Source organism: Nonomuraea maheshkhaliensis, from assembly GCF_039529435.1.
Classification (GTDB): Bacteria; Actinomycetota; Actinomycetes; order Streptosporangiales; family Streptosporangiaceae; genus Nonomuraea; species Nonomuraea maheshkhaliensis.
In genome coordinates this window covers 1-18,909 of record NZ_BAAAMU010000086.1, presented here as the reverse complement: position 1 = coordinate 18,909, position 18,909 = coordinate 1, and the positions used below count along the sequence as shown (strand labels likewise).

17 protein-coding genes, 1 tRNA gene and 1 pseudogene are annotated in these 18,909 nt (G+C 71.6%); 6 read left to right on the top strand and 13 right to left on the bottom strand.

What is annotated here, in order from left to right; translation table 11 throughout:
• Positions 1-31 precede the first annotated feature (31 nt).
• Positions 32-1,768: a sensor histidine kinase gene (locus ABFX54_RS39510; protein WP_346111940.1), complete on the top strand. Its 1,737-nt coding sequence runs from the start codon at positions 32-34 to the stop codon at positions 1,766-1,768.
• A gap of 49 nt (positions 1,769-1,817) precedes the next feature.
• Complete coding sequence (locus ABFX54_RS39505; protein WP_346111939.1) at positions 1,818-2,474, top strand: response regulator transcription factor; 657 nt, start codon at positions 1,818-1,820, stop codon at positions 2,472-2,474.
• A gap of 34 nt (positions 2,475-2,508) precedes the next feature.
• Here ABFX54_RS39505 and ABFX54_RS39500 read toward each other — a convergent pair whose 3' ends face one another.
• The 5 genes from ABFX54_RS39500 to ABFX54_RS39480 all read right to left on the bottom strand — a co-directional run bounded on the left by ABFX54_RS39500 (position 2,509) and on the right by ABFX54_RS39480 (position 6,493).
• Positions 2,509-3,660, bottom strand: a complete 1,152-nt coding sequence (locus ABFX54_RS39500) for a DUF418 domain-containing protein (protein ID WP_346111938.1) — start codon at positions 3,658-3,660, stop codon at positions 2,509-2,511.
• A gap of 17 nt (positions 3,661-3,677) precedes the next feature.
• Positions 3,678-4,319, bottom strand: coding sequence for a GPP34 family phosphoprotein (locus tag ABFX54_RS39495; RefSeq protein WP_346111937.1), 642 nt, complete (start codon positions 4,317-4,319; stop codon positions 3,678-3,680).
• Entirely contained in the window at positions 4,294-4,554 is a 261-nt protein-coding gene (locus tag ABFX54_RS39490; protein WP_346111936.1) for a type II toxin-antitoxin system antitoxin, read from the bottom strand. Before ABFX54_RS39490 ends, ABFX54_RS39495 begins: the two co-directional genes overlap by 26 nt.
• Before the next feature lie 5 nt (positions 4,555-4,559).
• Positions 4,560-5,510, bottom strand: coding sequence for an SPFH domain-containing protein (locus ABFX54_RS39485; protein WP_346111934.1), 951 nt, complete (start codon positions 5,508-5,510; stop codon positions 4,560-4,562).
• A gap of 161 nt (positions 5,511-5,671) precedes the next feature.
• Complete coding sequence (locus ABFX54_RS39480) at positions 5,672-6,493, bottom strand: spermidine synthase (protein WP_346111933.1); 822 nt, start codon at positions 6,491-6,493, stop codon at positions 5,672-5,674.
• 123 nt (positions 6,494-6,616) lie between these two features.
• Between ABFX54_RS39480 and ABFX54_RS39475 the strand changes: the two genes are divergently transcribed.
• The 4 genes from ABFX54_RS39475 to lat all read left to right on the top strand — a co-directional run bounded on the left by ABFX54_RS39475 (position 6,617) and on the right by lat (position 10,732).
• Complete coding sequence (locus tag ABFX54_RS39475) at positions 6,617-8,077, top strand: penicillin-binding transpeptidase domain-containing protein (RefSeq protein WP_346111932.1); 1,461 nt, start codon at positions 6,617-6,619, stop codon at positions 8,075-8,077.
• A gap of 53 nt (positions 8,078-8,130) precedes the next feature.
• Positions 8,131-8,778: a PAQR family membrane homeostasis protein TrhA gene (gene trhA, locus ABFX54_RS39470; RefSeq protein ID WP_346111931.1), complete on the top strand. Its 648-nt coding sequence runs from the start codon at positions 8,131-8,133 to the stop codon at positions 8,776-8,778.
• Positions 8,779-8,855: 77 nt separating this feature from the next.
• Positions 8,856-9,398 (top strand): HdeD family acid-resistance protein, encoded by a 543-nt coding sequence (locus ABFX54_RS39465; protein ID WP_346111930.1) that lies wholly within the window; start codon positions 8,856-8,858, stop codon positions 9,396-9,398.
• A 65-nt stretch (positions 9,399-9,463) separates the two neighbouring features.
• Positions 9,464-10,732, top strand: coding sequence for an L-lysine 6-transaminase (gene lat, locus ABFX54_RS39460; RefSeq protein ID WP_346111929.1), 1,269 nt, complete (start codon positions 9,464-9,466; stop codon positions 10,730-10,732).
• Positions 10,733-10,738: 6 nt separating this feature from the next.
• Here the strand turns inward: lat and ABFX54_RS39455 are convergent, their stop codons facing one another.
• From ABFX54_RS39455 to ABFX54_RS39420, 8 genes and pseudogenes are all read right to left on the bottom strand, one after another.
• The gene (locus ABFX54_RS39455; protein ID WP_346111928.1) at positions 10,739-11,959 is read right to left on the bottom strand and encodes an NAD(P)/FAD-dependent oxidoreductase; all 1,221 of its coding nucleotides are present in this window, start codon (positions 11,957-11,959) and stop codon (positions 10,739-10,741) included.
• A 158-nt stretch (positions 11,960-12,117) separates the two neighbouring features.
• Complete coding sequence (locus ABFX54_RS39450) at positions 12,118-12,312, bottom strand: helix-turn-helix domain-containing protein (RefSeq protein ID WP_326636162.1); 195 nt, start codon at positions 12,310-12,312, stop codon at positions 12,118-12,120.
• Positions 12,313-12,498: 186 nt separating this feature from the next.
• Positions 12,499-12,574, bottom strand: a tRNA-His gene (locus ABFX54_RS39445).
• 68 nt (positions 12,575-12,642) lie between these two features.
• Positions 12,643-13,236 (bottom strand): oligoribonuclease, encoded by a 594-nt coding sequence (orn, locus tag ABFX54_RS39440; protein WP_346111927.1) that lies wholly within the window; start codon positions 13,234-13,236, stop codon positions 12,643-12,645.
• A gap of 68 nt (positions 13,237-13,304) precedes the next feature.
• Positions 13,305-14,531, bottom strand: a complete 1,227-nt coding sequence (locus ABFX54_RS39435) for a DUF2510 domain-containing protein (protein WP_346111925.1) — start codon at positions 14,529-14,531, stop codon at positions 13,305-13,307.
• A 135-nt stretch (positions 14,532-14,666) separates the two neighbouring features.
• Entirely contained in the window at positions 14,667-16,046 is a 1,380-nt protein-coding gene (locus ABFX54_RS39430; RefSeq protein WP_346111924.1) for a protein kinase family protein, read from the bottom strand.
• 23 nt (positions 16,047-16,069) lie between these two features.
• The gene (locus ABFX54_RS39425) at positions 16,070-17,749 is read right to left on the bottom strand and encodes a protein kinase domain-containing protein (protein WP_346111923.1); all 1,680 of its coding nucleotides are present in this window, start codon (positions 17,747-17,749) and stop codon (positions 16,070-16,072) included.
• Positions 17,750-17,858: 109 nt separating this feature from the next.
• Positions 17,859-18,909: pseudogene (locus ABFX54_RS39420) on the bottom strand (hypothetical protein); the annotation flags it as partial.

Sequence of the window (18,909 nt, the reverse complement as noted above, 5' to 3'; positions counted from 1 at the left end):
GGTACGTGCACGTTCGTCACGATGAGGCTCTATGAAGCGCAGGCTGATGGCGGCGCCGCCGGCGCTGCTGGCGGCCGGGAGCATCGTGACCGGCGGGCTCCTGGAGTCGGGCCTGCCCGCGCCGGCCACGCAGTGGGCGTTCGTCGTGGTCTCCCTGCTCCTGCCCGCGCTCGGCTGGCTGCTGGCGGCCAGGCGTCCCGAGCTCGGCTACGGCTGGCTGCTGCTGGCCGCCGCGCTGGCCCTGGGGCTCGGCATGCTCGGCGTCGGCCTCGACCTGCACGGCGGGCCCTCGGTGCTGGTCGCCTTCCTCTGCTCGCTGTTCGCCGTCTTCTACGGCCTGACCTGGATCTACGTGCCCCTGCTGTTCCCCGACGGGCGGCTGCCGTCGCCGCGCTGGCGGCCGGTGGCGTGGATCTCGGGCGTCGCGGTCGCGGCGCACGCCGGGGGCGCCGCAGCGGCCGGCATCGCCCCGTCCGCCATGGACCGGCCGCGCCCGGCGGTGGCGCTGGCCGCGATGCTCACGTCGGGAGCCGGGCAACTGGTCACCTGGATCATGGCGGTGATCGTGTTCTGCGGGCTGGTCCTGCGCTGGCGACGAGCCGGTGAGGGCGAGCGCGGGCAGTACGCCCTGATGGTGGCCGGCATGGTCGCGACCGCGGCGGGCGCGGTGCTGACCACGCTGTTCAGCTACGGCGGCGTCCAGGTCGCGGCGGTCGGCATGATCGGGATCCTGACGGTGGTCGGCTCGCTGCCCGCCGCGATCGCCGTGGCCGTCGTACGGCACCGGCTGCTCGACATCAGGGTCGGCCTGCGCGGCTCGCGCCTGCAGCTCGTGTTCGACCTGCGGCCGACGGCGGACGAGGTGCTGTCCGACCTCGGCACGGCGCTGGAGGACGCCGCCGAGCCGGTGGAGCAGGTCGGCCGGCTGGCCGCGGCGGTGCGGTCCGGGCTGGACCTCAGATGGGCGGCCGTGACGCTGGCCGACGGCACCCGCGTGGTGTCGGGCAGGGAGAGCGGCGAAGCGGTGCTGGAGCTGCCGGTACGCGGTGGGCTCGGCCGGATCGAGTGCGGCCCCAGGGACGCGGGCCCGCTGACCCGCGTGGACCGCCGGCTGCTTGAGGCCCTGGCCGTGCCCGCCGGGCTGGCGATCCAGAGCGCCGGCCTGGTCACCCGCCTGGTCAACGCGCAGGAGGCCGAACGCCGCCGGATCGAGCGCAACATCCACGACGGCGTACAGCAGCAGCTCGTCGCCCTCATCGCCGGCCTCGAACTGGCCAGGGCCACGGGCGCCGGCGCCGACATGCTGGCCGGCCTGCGCGAGCAGGCCAGGCAGACGCTCGACGACCTGCGCGAGCTGGCGGCCGGCATCCATCCGTCCGCGCTCAGCCAGGGCGGCCTGGTGGAGGCCGTGGAGGAGCGCTGCTCCCGGCTCCCCGTGCGGACGACCGTGAGCGCGCCCCCGTCGCTGCGCGCCCGGCGCTTCGCCGACGAGGTGGAGGGCGCGCTGTACTTCACGGTGAGCGAGGCCGTGGCGAACGCGCTCAAGCACGCGGGCGCGGCCGGCATCGAGGTGGGCCTGGCGCAGCCGGACGGCCGCCTGAGCGCCACGGTCGCCGACGACGGCAAGGGCTTCGACCCGCACACGACGCGCCGCAGGGGCCTGGCCACGCTGGCCGACCGGCTGGACGCGCTCGGCGGGGAACTGACGGTGGACAGCGAACCGGGGAAGGGAACACGGGTGAACGCGTGGGTGCCGATCGGTGGGTGACGTGATCCGCACAGTGATTCGCCCAACGATCCGCCCAAGGATCCGCACGGTGGTGGCCGACGACCACTACCTCGTGCGCGAGGGCACCAGGCGGCTGCTGGAGATGTCGGGCGAGGTGACGGTCGTGGGCGCGGTGGGCGACGCCGACGAGCTCATGGACGCCGTACGCAGGCTCGGCCCCGAGGTCGTGGTCACCGACATCCGGATGCCGGGCGGGCAGTGGCGGCAGGGCTTCGAGGGCATCGACGCCGCCCACCGCATCCGCGCCGCGCATCCCGGCATCGGGGTGGTGGTGCTGTCGCAGTTCGCGGACGCCTTGTTCGCGTTCGAGCTGTTCAAGCACGGCACTGAGGGGTACGCGTACCTGCTCAAGGACCGGGTGGGAGACCTGGACGAGCTGCTCGGGGCGATCAGGGCGGTGGCGTCGGGCGGCTCGGTCATCGACCCGAAGGTGGTCGAGGGACTGCTGGCCCGGCGCGGCGTGCGGGGTCAGCAGGAGGCGCTGACAGAAAGGGAGCGGGACGTGCTGCGGGAGATGGCGCACGGCCGTTCCAACGCGGCCATCGCCCGCGCCCTGCACCTGTCGATCTCCTCGGTGGAGAAGAACGTCAACGCCATCTTCACCAAGCTCGGCCTGGAGAACAGCGGCGACGTGCACCGGCGGGTGGCGGCGGTGCTGGCCTACCTGGGGCCGGAGCCCTCGTAACCGGCCCCAGGCAGGAGGCTCACCAGCAGGTGGTTCAGCGGTAGGCCAGGCGGCGGAGCAGGATCTCGGCCGGGCCGCGGTGGCCCACGCGCCGCATGACGTCGGCGAGCACCAGCGAGGCCAGCCAGGTCAGCGCGGCCACCCCGGTGGCGGCGGCGAGGCCGAGGTCGTCCTGCAGCCCCAGACCGTAGGGGTAGAAGACCAGGACGAACACGACGGACTGGAAGAGGTAGAAGGTCATCGAGCGCTGCCCGAGCGCCTCGACCATCGTGGTGAGCCGCCCCCTGCTACGGGAGGCCCGGATCGCGACCAGGGCCACGACGGCCGCCATGCCGATGCCGCCCGCGTACCCGGTGAGCGGCTGCGCCATCGCGGCCGCCCAGACCGCCGCGTCCGGCGCGCTCCACACCCCGATCTGCAGGAGGCCCGCGGGCAGGCCCCCGGCGACGGACACGACGCTGCTGATCACCGCGAAGCGGATGAGCGGGGCGCGGTGATGGTGGGGCTCGTCCAGGATGCGCCGCCGCGCCGCCCACATGCCCAAGGCCATCCCGGGAAGGACGGTGACGACGGCGGAGAGCACGCCGAAGGGCCAGACGAGGGTCCGTTCGACGAGCAGCTCGCCGAAGCCCTGGGCGCCGGCCGCGACGCTGCCCTTGGTGTAGCTGGACACGCCCTGCGACAGCGGGAACCACATCACGGCCCCGATCACGGCGGTGGCGGGGATCAGCGTGAGCCCGGCCGTCCACAGCAGCGCCCTGTCGCCGCGCCGCAGCAGGCCGGTCAGCAGGACGGCGCCGAACCCGTAGACGGCCAGGATGTCGATCGGCACCAGCGCCACCGTGTGCGCCAACCCGATCGCCATCAGCCACCAGCCCCGCCGGCGCAGCAGCTTGCGAGCGCTCACCCAGGTGTCGCCGCGGGCCAGCCGCCGGTCGAGCAGTTGCACCAGCGCGTACCCGAAGAGGAAGGCGAACATCGGCCGCGCGTGGTTGCCGACGAAGAGGACGTGGAAGAGGTCGGTGATCGCGTTGGCCACCGCCGGGCCGCGATCGACGGCGGTCACGAACAGCGGCGCGTGGGCGAATCCGATGGCCAGCAGCATGGCCCCTCGGGCGAGGTCGGGGGCCAGCGCGCGGCCGGTGGCGACGCCCGGGGGGCCGGGCGGCTGAGTCAGCGTGGTCATTGCTCTCCTTCCGCGGGTCAGCCCGCCGCCGCGGCGCTCCTGGCCGCGTCGATGTTCTTGCGCAGGGCGGTCGTGATCGGCTTGACGGGCTCGGACAGTTGCTCGATGCGCTTGCGGTGCCGGTAGGACTCGGTCCTGGTCAGGACCACCTTCATCCGGGCGGCGGCGGCCAGCGCCGCCAGCACGCGGGTGTCCTGCTCCATCCTGGTGACCGGCCGGCCACCGCGGATGGCCTGGCCGACGCGCTCGGCGAGCCTGCGCCACAGGTACGCCTTGCGCGGCAGGACCACCGTGAGCGGGAACAGCAGGAACCGGCGCCGTTCGACGCTGATCACCCGGTCGTGCGCCAGCTCGTCGCGCACCAGGCGGACCGCCTTGCCGCTCTCCTTGCGGATCCAGTGACGCCAGGAGCGGGGCGGTGAGGCGGAGATCTGCTCCCACACGACCTGCGGCAGCCCGCCGGAGTGGGGCGCGCTGCGGGCCCGCGGCTTGCCGGACTCGTCGGCCAGGTGCCCCGCCAGCAGCAGCTCGGCCAGGGCCGCGGCACGCAGCAGGTAGCCCAGCTCGCCGCGGTTGGTCAGGCGCTCCTTGCTCAGGTCGAAGGCCAGCATGAAGGCCGCCCTGGTCAGCGGTTCAGTCTGCTTCGCCGGTGTCTCCATCCGCCTGCTCCTGTTCGTCCCGGCTCTCGTCCTGGCCGTCTTCGGGGATCTTCTTCGGCCGCCCGCGCGGGCGGATCCGCCCCACCCCGTCGGGCATCCGGCCGGCTTCGGTGAGCGCCCTGCGCAGCAGGAACTCGATCTGGGAGTTCGTACTGCGCAGCTCGTCGGACGCCCACCGGGCCAGCGCGTCGTGGACCACGGGGTCGAGCCGGAGAAGGATCTTCTTACGTTCCACGGTGGTTACTGGTAGAGCGTGCCGGTGTTGACGACCGGCTGGGTGTCACGGTCGCCCACCAGCACCACGAGCAGGTTGCTCACCATGGCGGCCTTGCGCTCCTCGTCGAGCTCGACCACGTCGTGCTCGGCGAGCTTCTCCAGGGCCATCTCGACCATGCCGACCGCGCCCTCGACGATCCGCTGCCTGGCCGCCACGACCGCCCCGGCCTGCTGGCGGCGCAGCATCGCGTGGGCGATCTCGGGCGCGTACGCCAGGTGGATGATGCGGGACTCGATGACCTTCACGCCGGCGGAGGCGACCCTGGCCCCGATCTCGGCGGAGAGCTGGTCGTTGATCTCCTCGGCGTTGTCGCGCAGCGACAGCCTGGGCTCGCCGTGGGCGTCGTACGGATAGCTGCCCGCGATGTGCCGCACCGCCGTCTCGGCCTGGATGGCCACGAACTCCACGAAGTCGTCCACCTCGAAGACCGCCTGCGCGGTGTCCCGCACCTGCCAGACCACCACGGTCGCGATCTGGATGGGGTTGCCGTCGGCGTCGTTGACCTTGGTCACGTCGGTCTCGTGGTTGCGGATCCTGGTGGAGACCCGCCGGCGCTGGGTGATCGGATTGATCCACTGGAAGCCGGGGGTGCGCAGGGTGCCGATGTAGCGGCCGAGCAGCTGCACCACCCTGGCCTCGCCCGGCGCCACGGCGGTGAGGCCGAAGTAGAGGAAGAACCCGGTGAGCCCCACCAGGATGCCCGCGACGAGCGCCCACACCCCGGCCTGCCCGCCGTCCGTGGTGAGCACGACGATCCCGACGATGAACAGCGCGATGCCGGCCAGCTCCAGCGCCGTCGCCACGCCCGCCATCACGAACCCGTTGGCCGCGCGCAGCGGCCGCTCGCTCGTCTGGGGCTCCGGCATGTCCACGACCGTGCCTTCGAGCGCGACCCCGCCCGATGTGTTCGCCATCGACCTGTCTCCCTTCCCATGTGACTTCACCTTGCTAGCAAAGTGATATCACTTTTTGTGAGACGGGGAAACCCCGCAGTCGATGGGACCTTCATGCGGGCATGGCGATGTCACCGCGGGGGCACATGGCGCCGGCGGCTCTCAGGTGCGGGGTCCGGGGGTCAGCCGAAGACGGCGGGGGGCGGGACCGGGGCGAGGACCGGGTCTCCGTCCTTGATGGGGGCCGCGCCGGCGACGAAGTTCGTCAGCGCCTCCCCGTGGACGCAGCGCGCCTGCGTCAGGCCGCCCGCCGCCCGCCGCGTCAGCAGGTCCATCGGCAGCTCGGTACGGGAGGCTGCCACGATGAGGTTGCCGAAGCGGCGCCCGCGCAGGATGCCGGGCTCGGCCAGCAGGGCCACGTGCCGGAACGTCCCCGTGACCGTGGCCACCAGCCGCCGGGCGAAGGCGAGGCCCTTGCCGTCGGCCAGGTTGATCAGCAGGGTCCCCGACGGGCGCAGGACGCGGGCGAGGTCACCCATGTACTCGGCCGTGGCCAGCTCGACCGGCATCGTCGCCCCGGTGAACGCGTCGAGGACGACCAGGTCGGCGGTCTCGTCCCACACCTTGGCGGTGCCCTCGCGGCCGCCCGCGACGATGACCTTCAGCCGGGGGACCGAGCGCAGGTCGAGCTGCTCGCGTACCAGGTTGACCAGCAGGCCGTCCGGTTCGATGACGATGTGCCGGGAGCCGGGCCGGGTGGCGGCCACGTAGCGGGGGATCGTGCAGGCGCCGCCGCCCACGTGGACGCAGCTGAGCGCCCCTTCTGGCAAAAGGTCGATCACATCCGCCATGAGTCGTACATACTCAAATTCCAGAAATGTCGGGTCTTGTAGATCTACATACGACTGAGGTACGCCATCCTTGGACAGCACCCAGCCGTCCTGCCTGTCCAGATCCCGGAGCAGCTCGATCTCGCCGAAAGTCACCGGGTACAGGCCAGGCATCGGCTCTCGCTGTCCACGTGCCACGTCTGATCCCCTCCTGGGAGAAACCGTATGCGACGACGAAGGCTGATTGTGCTCGTTATCGCCGTTGTCGCGGTAGTCGGGGCGGGTGCCTTCGCCGTCATGGCGTCGAACCGGGTCAAGGGCAGCGCCGCCGAGACGGCATCCAAGTACTTCGCGGCCTGGCGGGAGGCGGACGCGACGGAGATGGCCCGCCTGGTCTACCAGCCTCCGCCGGACTTCGTCGTACGGCACCGCGCGCTGAGCGACGATCTGCACGTCGAGTCCATCGAACTCGTGCCCGGCCCGGTGAAGAGCACGGGGGAGGAGAGCGCCGAGGTGCCGTTCTCGGGGGTGCGGCAGTTGTCGGAGTTCGGGGCGTGGCCGTTCGACAGCGTGTTACGCCTGGCCGTACGCGACCGGGCCTGGAAGGTGCTGTGGGCGCCCGAGACCCTGCACCCGCTGCTCAAGGACGGCGGCACGCTGGAGCTGGCGGAGATCGACGCCTCGGCGGCCGAACTCGTCACGGCGGAGGGCGACAAGATCCCGAACGACAGCTACGCCGACGCCTACCTCAACCCGCTCAAGCCCGAGTTCGAGCAGGCCGTGCACGGTTGGGCGCTGGTCTCGAAGGTTCCTGGACAGCCGGACAAGCAGCTGATGACCCGGCGGCCCGAGGCGAACGTCGAGCGCACCACCCTGTCGCGCCCCGTCCAGGCGGCGGCCGCGCGGGCGCTGGACGGCGTCGAGGACTCCACGATCATCGTCATCCGGCCCAGCACCGGCGAGATCATCGGCCTGGCCGACCGGCTCGAAGACAACTACAGCGCCGTCCGCGACGTCTTCCCGCCCGGCTCCGTCTTCAAGACGATCACCGCGGCGGCCCTGCTCAAGAGCGGGCTCGACCCGGGGGCCCAGGTCGGCTGCCCGGGCACGTACCAGATCCCCTTCCACGGCCTGTACGAGAACGACGGCGAGGTGGACCGCGGGGTCGTCACGTTCACCGACGCCTTCGCCCACTCGTGCAACACCACCTTCGTCGAGCAGGGCACCACGAGGCTGACGGGTGCCGCCCTGCGCGAGACGGCGGACGAATGGGGCTTCGGCCGGCCGATCGCCACCGGCATCGGCGGAACCTGCGGCACCGTGCCGGAGACCACCGACCTCGACATGCTCGCCGCCGACGTCATCGGTCAGGGCGAGGTCGTCGCCACCCCGCTCTGCATGGCCGCGCTCGCCGCCGCCGTCGAGAGCGGCACCTGGCGCTCGCCGCGGCTGCTGTCGAAGGAGCAGGTACGCCGCATCGACGGCGTCCCGCACGGCGACGTCGTCATGGACGGGACGATCGTGGCCGCGCTGCGGGACATGATGACGGCCGTCGTCGACCACGGCACCGCCCGCGACATGGGACTGCCCGAAGGGGTCGCGGGCAAGACCGGAACCGCCGAGGTGGAGGGGGAGACCTCGCACGCCTGGTTCATCGGATACCGCGACGACCTGGCCTTCTGCGTCTTCATCAGGAACGGCGGCTCGGGCCGCGCGGCTGCCGTCCCGGTGGCCGCCCGCTTCCTGCAGGGCCTGTGATTTCCACCGGGCCGGAAGGAGAGCGTCCGCTAACCTACGGTACCGTAGGTTTCATGACGACCATCACCGTAAAGCCCAGGCTGCGAGGCTGGTTGCACACCGGAGCACTGCCCGTCACCCTCGTCGCGGGGTTCGTGCTCGTGGCGCTCGGGCCCACCTTGCAGGCGCGCGCCGCCGCCGCCGTCTACGCCGTCACCTCGGCCCTGCTCTTCGGCATCTCCGCCACCTACCACCGCAGTGAGCTCGGCCCCCGGCTCGCGGAGTTCCTGCGCCGGGTGGACCACGCGAACATCTACCTGATCATCGCCGGGACCTACACCCCGTTCGCCCTCCTGGCGCTCGACGGCGTGCCCCGCGTCGCGGTGCTCTCGGTCATCTGGGGCGGCGCCCTGGCCGGGGTGCTGTTCCGGATACTCTGGATGAACGCGCCGCGCTGGCTCTACACGGTGCTCTACCTGGCGCTCGGCTGGACCGCGGTCTTCGTCATGCCGCAACTGCTCGAAGGCGCGGGCGTGGCCGCCGTCGTGCTGGTGGCGGTCGGGGGCGTGTTCTACTCGGCCGGAGCCGTCGTCTACGGCCTGCGCCGCCCCGATCCGTCCCCTCGCTGGTTCGGCTTCCACGAGGTCTTCCACGCCTTCACCGTCGCCGCGTACCTGGTGCAGTACATCGCGGTGTCGATCGTGGTCTACTCCCACGTCTGATCCCCATGCGGTGGTAAAAGGCGACATTTGACCTGCCGCTGGTCTGTTTGAGGGCGTTCCTCGGAAAGCAGACCAGCATGGGTGATATCGCTCGTTCGTGGTGGTTGCTGCTGATCCGGGGCCTGGCAGCCATCGTCTTCGGCATCCTGGCGCTCATCTGGCCCGGGATCACGCTGCTCGTCCTGGTGGTCTTCTTCGGCGTGTACGCCATCGTCAGCGGCGTGTCCGAGCTGTTCGCCGGATTCCGGCACGGGGAACGGTCGCGCGTCTGGCTGATCGTCTCCGGCATCCTCGGCATCCTGGCCGGCATCGTGGCCTTCGTCTGGCCGGGCATCACCGCCGTCGCCCTGCTCTACATCATCGCCTTCTGGGCCATCTTCAGCGGCATCGCCGAGATCGTGGCCGGCGTGCAGCTGCGCAAGGTGATCGACAACGAGTGGATGTTCATCGTCGGCGGCATCCTGTCGGTGATCTTCGGCGTGCTGCTGCTCGTCTGGCCCAAGGCGGGCCTGCTGGGCCTGGCCTGGCTGATCGGCGTCTTCGCCGTCCTCTACGGCATCGCGATGATCGCCCTGTCTCTACGCGTGAAGAACTTCACTTCGGGGGCAGGTATCCCGTAAATTTTGTATGGATGCCGACATTCTTCAAGAGGAATGTCAGGCACCCGATTCGCTGTGGAGGCGCTATGGACGTACACGCCCGCCTTGCCCGCCACCTTCTCGTCGACGGATACCGGCTCGTGCTCGACCTGGAGCTCAGCCACGGCTCCTGGCTGGTCGACGCCAGGAACGGCCGCCGCTACCTCGACTTCTACACCTTCTTCGCCTCGGCCCCCCTGGGCGTGAACCCGCCCTTCGACCCCGACTTCACCCAGCTCCTCGGCCAGGTGGCCCGCAACAAGCCGGCCAACCCCGACATCTATACCGAGCACCTGGCCGACTTCGTCGACACCTTCGCCCGCGTGCTCGGCGACCCCGCCCTGCCCCACCTGTTCTTCGTCGAGGGCGGCGCCCTCGCGGTCGAGAACGCGCTCAAGACCGCCTTCGACTGGAAGAGCCGCCGCAATGAGGCCGCGGGCCGATCACGCGACCTGGGCACCCAGGTGCTGCACCTGACCAAGGCCTTCCATGGTCGCAGCGGCTACACGCTGAGCCTGACCAACACCGAGCCGGGCAAGACCGACCGGTTCCCCACCTTCGGCTGGCCGCGCGTCGACGTGCCCGCCATCCACTTCGGCGACGTCGAGGCGGCCGAGGAGCGGGCGCTGGCCCAGGCGCGGGCGGCGTTCGAGCGCCACCCGCACGACATCGCCTGCTTCATCGCCGAGCCCATCCAGGGCGAGGGCGGCGACAACCACATGCGGCCCGAGTTCCTCCAGGCCATGCAGGGGCTCTGCCACGAGTACGACGCCCTGTTCATCCTGGACGAGGTGCAGACCGGCGGCGGCACGACCGGGACGCCGTGGGCGTACCAGCAACTCGGGCTGGAGCCCGACGTGGTGGCCTTCGCCAAGAAGGTCCAGGTCGGCGGGATCATGGCGGGCCGCAGGGTGGACGAGGTGCCCGACAACGTCTTCCGGCAGAGCGGCCGGATCAACTCGACGTGGGGCGGCGGCCTGGTGGACATGGTGCGCAGCCGCGGCATCCTGGAGATCGTCGAGCGCGACGGCCTGATCGCCCGCGCCGCGACCGTGGGCGAGATGCTGCTCGAACGCCTCACCAAGCTGGAGGCCGAACGGCCCGAGATCCTGTCCAACGTGCGCGGGCGCGGCCTGATGTGCGCCTTCGACCTGCCCGACCAGGCCGCCCGCGACGCGCTGGTGACCCGGCTCAGGGAGGAGCACGGGGTGCTGGTGCTGCCGTGCGGGCCCAGGTCCGTACGCCTGCGCCCGGCGCTGAACATCCCCGAGCCCGACATCGACCACGGCCTGACCGCCCTGTCGGCGGCCCTCTAGACAGGGTTACTGCGTGACGCTGGTGGCGGTGCGCCTCGGCCCGGCGTACCGCCAGAAGAAGTTGAGCAGCACGCTGACCCGGTTGCGCCCGCCCAGCAGGTACGCCACGTGAATGAAGATCCACACCAGCCAGGCGGGCAGCCCCCGCATGGTCAGCCCGTTGGCCAACTGCAGCACGGCCTCCGCCTTGCCCACCGTCGCCATGATCCCCGGATCCTGGTACGCGAACGGCTCAAGCGGCCGCCCCCGCATCGCCGCGGCGATCTGCTTGCCCACGTGCTTGCCCATCTGGATCGCCGGCTGGGCGAGCTGGGGCAGTGGATCCGGCTGCCCGGCCAGGTCCCCGGCCACGAAGATCTCGGGATGCTCGGGCACGTTGAGCGCCTCGGTGAGCGTGATCCTGCCGCCCCTGCCCTGCGGCAGCCCCCAGGCGCCCACCTCGGGCGGCGCGGTGACGCCCAGGGCCCACACGGTCACGTCGCTGGGCAGCCGGGTGCCGTCCTCGAGCACCACCGCGTCCGGCTCGACGGAGGCCACGGTGGAGCCCAGCCGCAGGCGCACGCCGCGCTTGCGCAGCGCCTTGGCCGCCGAGTCGCGCAGCCGCGGCTTGTACGGCGCGAGCACGTAGTCGAACCGCTCGACCAGCGTCACGCTCGTCTGGTCGGGCCGCACCTCGGGATGCGTCAGCGGGATCGTGCGACGCCGCAGCTCGGCCAGCGTGCCGGCCATCTCGACCCCGGTCGCGCCCGCGCCCACCACCACGACGTGGGTGCCCTCGCGCCGGCCGGCCGCGGTGTCCTCCAGGCAGTGCTGCATCAGCCGGCGCAGCCTGGCGGCGTCGTTGAGCGAGTAGATGGGATGCGCGTTCTCCTGCGCGCCCGCCACGTTGAGCCAGTTGGTGGTGACCCCGGTGGCCAGCACCAGGTAGTCGTAGTCGAGCACGGTCCCGTCGTCGAGCTCGACCCGCCGCTCGCCGGCCAGCACCTTGCTCAGCGAGGCCCGCCGGGCCCGCACGTTGGGCCACTTGGCGGCGAACGTCCTGATCGGGTAGGACACGTCGGACGTCCCCATCCCCGCCGTGGCCACCTGGTAGAGCAGCGGCTGGAACGTGGAGTAGGGGTTGCGGTCGACGATCGTGACCAGGGCCCCGCGCCTGGCCAGCTCCCGCGTCGCGTTCAGCCCCGCGAAACCCGCGCCCACGACGACGACCCGCGCTCTCTTCACCATGACAGAGTCCTTCCCCCTCGGCAGCGTCATGGATGCCTATGGCACCGCCAGCATCTCTTAAACCACTGAATACGGGATCGGTGCGCAATTTCCGCCGCACGCAAGAGGGCCCTCTCGCGTGATCGGGGGAGCGAGAAGGCCCGTGACGGGGCCGGCGGCTACTCCTGGCGTGAGCGCCACAGTCCGATGGCCGTGACGCGGGAGTCGACGCCGAGCTTGGCGTAGATCCGGTTGACGTGGTTCTTCACGGTCTTCTCGCTGAGGAACAGCCGTCGCGCGATCTGCCCGTTGGACTGGCCAGTGGCGATGAGGTCCATGACCTCGGCTTCGCGTTTGCTCAGGGACGTGAACACGCTATCGAACGCTGCGTCGTCGACTCTCATCCGGCCTCCGGGGGCGCGCAGACGGTCAGATCGCCGAGGGCCCCCGTGCTTCCGGCGTTAGCGGTAGACAGCGAGCATAACCCGCATTGTCATGATTTGGGGCCGTTGTCGGTAGAAAAGACAAACGGCCGGTCCCGAAGGACCGGCCGTTCGCACTGGGGTGAGTGAAGGGACTTGAACCCTCGACATCCAGGACCACAACCTGGCGCTCTGCCAACTGAGCTACACCCACCATGACCACCCGCTGTGTGGTGGCACAGGAAAAGTGTAGCGGGATTCGGGAGTCTTTACGCCACCCGTTTAGCCGCTGACCCGCTCTGCCAGCGCTCTAGCGGTCGCCGAATCGGGCCCCGGTTGCCCCACGAAGATGGCCGCGCGGTAGTAGCGCAGCTCTCTGATGCTCTCCGTGATGTCCGCCAGAGCACGGTGTCCGCCCTGCTTTTCGGGCGCGGCGAAGTAGACCCGCGGATACCACCGGCGCACCAGCTCCTTGATCGACGAGACGTCGATCATCCGGTAGTGCAAATACGAATCCACCCCGGGCATGTCGCGGGAGATGAACGTGCGATCGGTGCCGATCGAGTTGCCGCAGAGCGGGGCCTTCTTCGGCTCGGGCACGTGGCGGCGGATGTAGTCGAGCACCATCGCCTCCGCCTCCGCCAGCGTCACCCCGCCCGCCAGCTCGGGCAGCAGCCCGGAGGCGGTGTGCATCTCCCGCACGACCTGCGACATCTGCTCCAGGGACTCGGGCGGCGGTTTGATGACCACGTCGACGCCCTCGTCCAGCTGGTTGAGCTCGCTGTCGGTGATCACGCACGCCACTTCGACGAGCGCGTCGCGCCCCAGGTCGAGCCCGGTCATCTCACAGTCGATCCAGACCAGCACGTCACTCATTCGATCTCCTCGCCCAGCGGCTCGGAGCAATCCGCCCGCTTGTTACCCCACCAGCCTAGTGCTATCGCTCAGGCGGGCTTGAGCGAGCCGAGAACCTGCTCGACCACGTCGGTGCCCAGATTGTCGGGAACGGAGACGTACGCGATGGCCGGACTCTGCCCGTCGCCCCGGTCCACGAGCACGATCGCCCCGTTCTCCTTCTTCCACTTGAAGCCCTTCTCCTCCGAGATCTTGGTGAAGTCGAGCTCGAACTGCAACAGCCACGCGTCCTTGTCGCCGACCTTCATCGCCTTGTCCGCGACGACCTTGCTCTCGTGGGCGGGCGCGTAGTAGCGGGTGGTGAAGTCCACGAAGACGGCCTTGGCGGTGTCGCCGAGGCCCGAGGCGCCGGAGTAGGGGTAGAGCTCGTTGAGCACGCCCGTGAAGACGTTGCCGATCCAGTCGGCCTCGCCCTCGTAGTTCTCCTGCGCGTCCTGCTTGACCGCGGCCGTCCACTGCTGCTCGGCCGGGCTGCCGTTGTTGACCTCGTTGACCGCGGCCACCTGCCAGCCGCTGGGCACCTTGAAGGCCAGCCCGCTGCGCGGATCGGTGATCACGCCGTCGACCGGCTGCGGGAACTCGGCGCCCTGGCTCGGCAGCGGATCCTGGGACGGGGGATCCTGGGACGGGGGATCCTCGGTGGGGAAGCGCGGCTCCGCCGTCTCACTGGGCGGTGACGCGACGAGCGTGCTGTCCCGGTTGATGAAGAAGATCCCGGCCACCACGATCAGCGCGAGCACCACCAGCGCGGCCAGGCCGCCGAACACCCACGGCAGCGGGTTGCCCTGCTTGGGCGGCGGCGGGTAGCCGGGCCCCGGCAGCGGCCCGCCCCACTGCTGCTGCGTGGGGGGCTGCGTGGGGGGCTGCGTGGGGGGCTGCATGGACGGTTGCATGGACGGTTGCATGGGCGGCTGCGTGGACGGCTGGGCGGGCCCGCCGGGCGCGCCGTAGGCCGACTGGCCGAACTGCAGCGTGGGGTTCGCCGGCGTCGCCTCCCAGCCTGGACCGGTCTGCGGTTGGGGCTGGGGCTGTGATGAGGGCTGCGACTCGGGCTGGAACGAAGGCTGGGGGAACGCCTGTGTCGGGGCCTGGGCGGACGGCTGGGAGGAGGGCTGCGGCTGGGGTCCGGACGCCGGCTGCCGGCCCGGCGGCTCCTGGGCATGGAGCGCGTCCGTCCACTGGCTGCCGTCCCACCAGCGGAGCTGAGGCTCTCCGTAGGGGTCGGGGTACCAGCCCGCGGGGGTCTGCGTGGTCATGTTCGCCAGATTAGTAAGAACCGCTTTGATATGCATTGCTGAGCTCGATCGGACGGCCTCAGCGCAGCCGTCCCGTCACCACCCGCAGGAGCCCGTCAGCACTCGTACGAGCCCGTCAGCACTCGTACGAGCCCGTCAGCACTTGTACGAGAACGTCGCCTTGTCCGAGCGCACCGGCCCCGGCGTGAGGATCCGCAGCGTGGCCGTGGCCTTGACGTTGCTCCTGCCCCGCAGCGTCCACCGCAGCGGCACCGTGTACGACGTCTTGTCGGCCTGCGTGCGTAACGTCCCCTTGACGATCTCCTTGTCCAGGTTCTTCCGCCACTCGTAGGTGATCTCGCCCGCCGCCCCGTTCGTGACGACCGTGCCGGTGATCACCACCGCGCGGTCGCAGCCCTGCGTCTTCTTCGGCGCCACCACGTTCACCGACGTGACCGCCAGGTCCGGCCCCGTCCCCAGCTTGAGCCAGGCCAGGACGGCCCCCGCCATCACGATCGCGAACACGACGGCCGACAGGATCGTGCGCCGCCGCCGGGCCCGCGCGACCTTGTCGGCCCGCCCGCCGGGCCGGTGGACGGTGGCCGCCTCGTCGCGCCCCGCCCGCCAGATCCGCTCGGCCTCCGTCTCCTGCCGATTCTGCTGCGGCCGGGTCCCGACCCCCGGCCCGAACTGGACCGGTCCCGCCGAACGGCCGGGGACGTGCAGCAGCGTGACGATGTCGCCCTCGTCCCTGTTCGGCGGCAGGACCGGCGGCGCCGCCGAGGCCCCCCCGTACGCCGGCGCCTGGGCGAACGCCGACCTGCCCCGCGCCGCACTCGCCAGGGCTTCCCTGCTGATGCGGCCGCCAGGCAGCGTGCCGCGCTCGTTGACCAGCAGATCGCGGGCGGCGGCCAGACCCAGGGTGCCGGCCGTGTTCGCGGCCCGTTCGAACAGCGCGGCCACCTCGGGGGCCTGCCGGCCGGCGGAGGCGCCGAGGCCGCGGGCCAGGGAGGCCCAGCCGGCCGCGTCCCGTTCGCGCGGAGAGACCCGCGCCCTGATCGCGTCGGACAGCCCGCGCTCCGACAGCAGCGAGACGCCCTCGGACGTGACGACCACCGTGCCCGGATGCACCGAGCCGTGCGTGACCCCCGCCGAGTGCAGCGCGAGCAGCGTCTGGGCGGTCTCCACCAGGACGGAGGCCGCCCCGCCCGGATCGACGGGACCGGCCGCGAGCAGGTCGGCCAGCGTCGGGCTGACCGCCTGCGCGGTGAGCAGCCACACCTGCTCGCCCGCCGCGACCACGTCCGCCACCGGGATCAGCCCGCTCAGCCCGGCCAGCACGAGCCGCTGGTCGGTCATGACCGCCTGCACGACGCGGTCGCGGACGCCGGGCAGGCCGACGATCTTGGGGTCGAACAGCAGCGCGCCGGCCCTGCGGCCGTCGGGCGAGATGGCGTCGATCCAGTTGCCGAGTTCGGTCATCCAGGTGTGCTCGGTGAGCCGGAATCCGGCGATACCGTGATCAGGGTTGTTCATCGCCGCCTGCCCCCCGGGCGCGTCTAGCGCTTCCTTCTGTGACGTCCCGCCATACGGCGCCTCACCGCAAGTGTGACCGGTAGCGCGCCCGTCGTCACCAGGCCGAGCGCGAGCAACGCGCCTCCGGCGCCCCCTTCGGCGGCCCGAGGCACCTCAGGCTCGCCGCGCGGCGGCTCCTGACCGCCCCCGGTCGCCGTCGCGCCGCCGTCGCCGTCGCCTCTCGTGGGGCTGGGCTCGCCCTGGGTGGGCGAGGCCGTGGTCGGGTCGGGGATCGGGTCCGGCCGCCTGGTCGGAGGCGTGGAGCTCGGGGCGTCCGGGGTGGGAGGCCGCTCGCCGTCGGGACGGTAGACGTCGCCGTTCAGCTCGGGCTCCTCGGTGTCGGTCGCCGTGGGCTTCGCGGTGGTGGGCTTCGGGGTCGGCTTCCGCGTCCTGACCGGCGTCCGCGCCGGGGTGGGGGTCGGCTTCCTGGTGGCCGTGGGCCGCACGACCGGCGGCGCGACACTGCTCGTGGCCGTCGGGACCGGCGCGGAGGTGCTCTCCTCCGGCGTGGGCTCCTCGGGCTCCTCGGTGGCCTCGTCGGGCACGTCCTCTGGAGTCTCCTCGACGGCCGGATCGGGCTCGGAGGCGGTCGGCGTGACCTCGGTGGTCTGTGCCTGGAGCACCGGCTCCTCGGATCCGGAGCTGACGAACATCACCACGGCCGCGACGAGCACACCCGCCGTCACCGTGGCCAGGGCGATCTTGACGGGCAGCTTGCTCAGGACGCTCGGCGGGTCCTCGAAGCTCGTCTCGGCGAGCGCGGTCTCCGTCTGCGCGGGCTCCTCCAGCGCGCTCGGGAAGAGCAGCACCAGCATGCCCGCGAGCGCGGCCAGGCGGCGGCGCCCGCGCTCCTCCCAGTCGTCCCCGTACGCCTGCGCCGCGACGACCTCCAGCTCGGTCAGGAACGCCTCCGCCGACGGCGGCCGCTGCGCCGGGTCCTTGGCCAGGCCGCGTTCGACCAGGTCGCGCAGTTGCCCGGGGATCTCCTCGGTCGGCGGAGCCACGGCCTGGTGCTGGTGGGCCAGGGCGGCGAGGTTGGGGGCGCGGAAGGGACGGGTGCCGGTCAGGCACTCGAAGAGCACGACGGTGGCCGCGTAGACGTCGGTCGCCGGCCCCGCGGGCTTGCCCGACCACTGCTCGGGCGCCATGTACGGCGGCGTGCCCGCGGCGCTCGCGTGCTCGCCGGTCCTGACCGCGATGCCGAAGTCCACCAGCTTGGTGGTGCCGTCACGCTGCACCATGACGTTCTCGGGCTTGAAGTCGCGGTGCACGACCCCGATGGCGTGCGCCGAGGCGAGACCCTGCAGCGAGCCCTTGAGCACCGTCAGGGCCGCCTCGGGCCCCGTGGGTCCCTCGGAGCGCAGTAACTCGCGCAGCGACACCCCGTTGATCAGCTCCATGATGATCGCCGCGCCCTGCCCGGCCTCGACGTAGTCGATCAGCCTGGCGTGGTACGCGCTCTGCAGCGTCGCCAGCAGCCTGGCCTCGTGGCGGAACCTGGCCACGAACCCGACGTCGGATCTCAGCTCGTCACTGAGGTATTTGACGGCGACCTCGGCGCCGTCGTAGTCGCGCCTGGCCAGGACCACCCGGCCCGCGGCCCCCGAGCCCAGCTCGCGGACCTCGGTGTAGCCCGGAACCCCCCACGGCCCATCACCGTACATAACGGTTCTCCTCTGGAGTAACTAGGGCCCCCACCCTCATCAAACGGTCCGTAGCTTAACCAGAGGGAGCCGCTTTCCCGCTACCGTTATTCAGACAAGCGGGGAAATGTCACCCAACGGTACCGGGAGAGTCGGGCCTCGGTGTGATCTTCGGCGTCGCTCGCGGTGTCTCCTTCGCGGGCTCCTGCGGCTTCTCGCTGGGCGTGTCCTGCGGTTTCTCCACCGGCCTGTCGCTCGGCGGCTCCTTGGGCGGCTCCTCCTCCTGGCACGCCGGGGTGGCGCCGCTGCGGCTGTCGCCCCCGCCGGCCGCGGCCGGGTCGGTGGCGGCCGTCACCGACCACTTGGAGCCGCAGGGCAGCTTGGCCCGGTAGGTGAACGAGCGGCTGTAGGAGGTCGCGCCCGACAGGGTCACCGCCTGCGTGCCGGCCCCCTCGCCGGCCGCGAGCCTGACGGTGAGCCGTACCGGCCCGGTGCCCGCCGTGGTGACCCTGACCTGCGCGGTGATCCCGCCGGCCCCCGCGCCCGCCTCGACGATCGCCACCTGCCGTACCTGCGGCGGGCACGGCACCGAGAGCCGCGCCGTGTCGGTCCTGCCGCCCGCGCTCACCCGCACCGACAGCGTCGAGCCGCAGGGACGGGACCTGAACGTGTGGGTGAAGGCCCTTGCGTAGGAGGTGCGGCCGGACAGGGTGGCCTCGCGGGTGCCCACCGCCTCGCCGTCCACCGCGAACCTGGCCTCCACCGGGATCGCGCCGGTGCCGCTCGCGGTGAGCCTGACCCGGGCGGTGGCCGTGCGGCCTGGGGCCTCGGGCAGGCTGAGTGCGACGCCGAGGGCGTTCACCCTGACCGGGCAGGCCGGCACGGACAGGGAGGCCGTCGTGGTCCCGCCGGGGGCCGCCGGTGACGTGGCGACGTTCAGTGTGACCGTCCTGCCGCAGGGGCGCTCATCCATCCGCCAGGTCAGCGTGCGGGTGTAGGAGGTGGCGCCGCTGAGGCGCAGGCGCTGGACGGTGCCGTCCGCGCCGCGCGCCGCCCAGGTGGCGGTGACGGTGACCGCGCCGGCGCCGTTCGTGCGGAACGTGACCGTGCTGCGGGCGACGTCGTCGTCGCCGAGCGTGATGCCGCCCACGCTCACTCCCAGCACCGAGGCAGGCGGCGGC

Excerpts from the sequence above, each read along its gene's own strand:
- ABFX54_RS39485 (WP_346111934.1), bottom strand. The coding sequence starts at position 5,510 with ATGGCGAACACATCGGGCGGGGTCGCGCTCGAAGGCACGGTCGTGGAC.
- trhA (WP_346111931.1), top strand. The coding sequence starts at position 8,131 with ATGACGACCATCACCGTAAAGCCCAGGCTGCGAGGCTGGTTGCACACC.
- lat (WP_346111929.1), top strand. The coding sequence starts at position 9,464 with ATGGACGTACACGCCCGCCTTGCCCGCCACCTTCTCGTCGACGGATAC.
- ABFX54_RS39500 (WP_346111938.1), bottom strand. The coding sequence starts at position 3,660 with ATGACCACGCTGACTCAGCCGCCCGGCCCCCCGGGCGTCGCCACCGGC.
- orn (WP_346111927.1), bottom strand. The coding sequence starts at position 13,236 with ATGAGTGACGTGCTGGTCTGGATCGACTGTGAGATGACCGGGCTCGAC.
- ABFX54_RS39455 (WP_346111928.1), bottom strand. The coding sequence starts at position 11,959 with ATGGTGAAGAGAGCGCGGGTCGTCGTCGTGGGCGCGGGTTTCGCGGGG.
- ABFX54_RS39480 (WP_346111933.1), bottom strand. The coding sequence starts at position 6,493 with ATGCCTGGCCTGTACCCGGTGACTTTCGGCGAGATCGAGCTGCTCCGG.
- ABFX54_RS39435 (WP_346111925.1), bottom strand. The coding sequence starts at position 14,531 with ATGACCACGCAGACCCCCGCGGGCTGGTACCCCGACCCCTACGGAGAG.
- ABFX54_RS39430 (WP_346111924.1), bottom strand. The coding sequence starts at position 16,046 with ATGAACAACCCTGATCACGGTATCGCCGGATTCCGGCTCACCGAGCAC.
- ABFX54_RS39475 (WP_346111932.1), top strand. The coding sequence starts at position 6,617 with ATGGCGTCGAACCGGGTCAAGGGCAGCGCCGCCGAGACGGCATCCAAG.
- ABFX54_RS39495 (WP_346111937.1), bottom strand. The coding sequence starts at position 4,319 with ATGGAGACACCGGCGAAGCAGACTGAACCGCTGACCAGGGCGGCCTTC.
- ABFX54_RS39425 (WP_346111923.1), bottom strand. The coding sequence starts at position 17,749 with ATGTACGGTGATGGGCCGTGGGGGGTTCCGGGCTACACCGAGGTCCGC.
- ABFX54_RS39510 (WP_346111940.1), top strand. The coding sequence starts at position 32 with ATGAAGCGCAGGCTGATGGCGGCGCCGCCGGCGCTGCTGGCGGCCGGG.
- ABFX54_RS39465 (WP_346111930.1), top strand. The coding sequence starts at position 8,856 with ATGGGTGATATCGCTCGTTCGTGGTGGTTGCTGCTGATCCGGGGCCTG.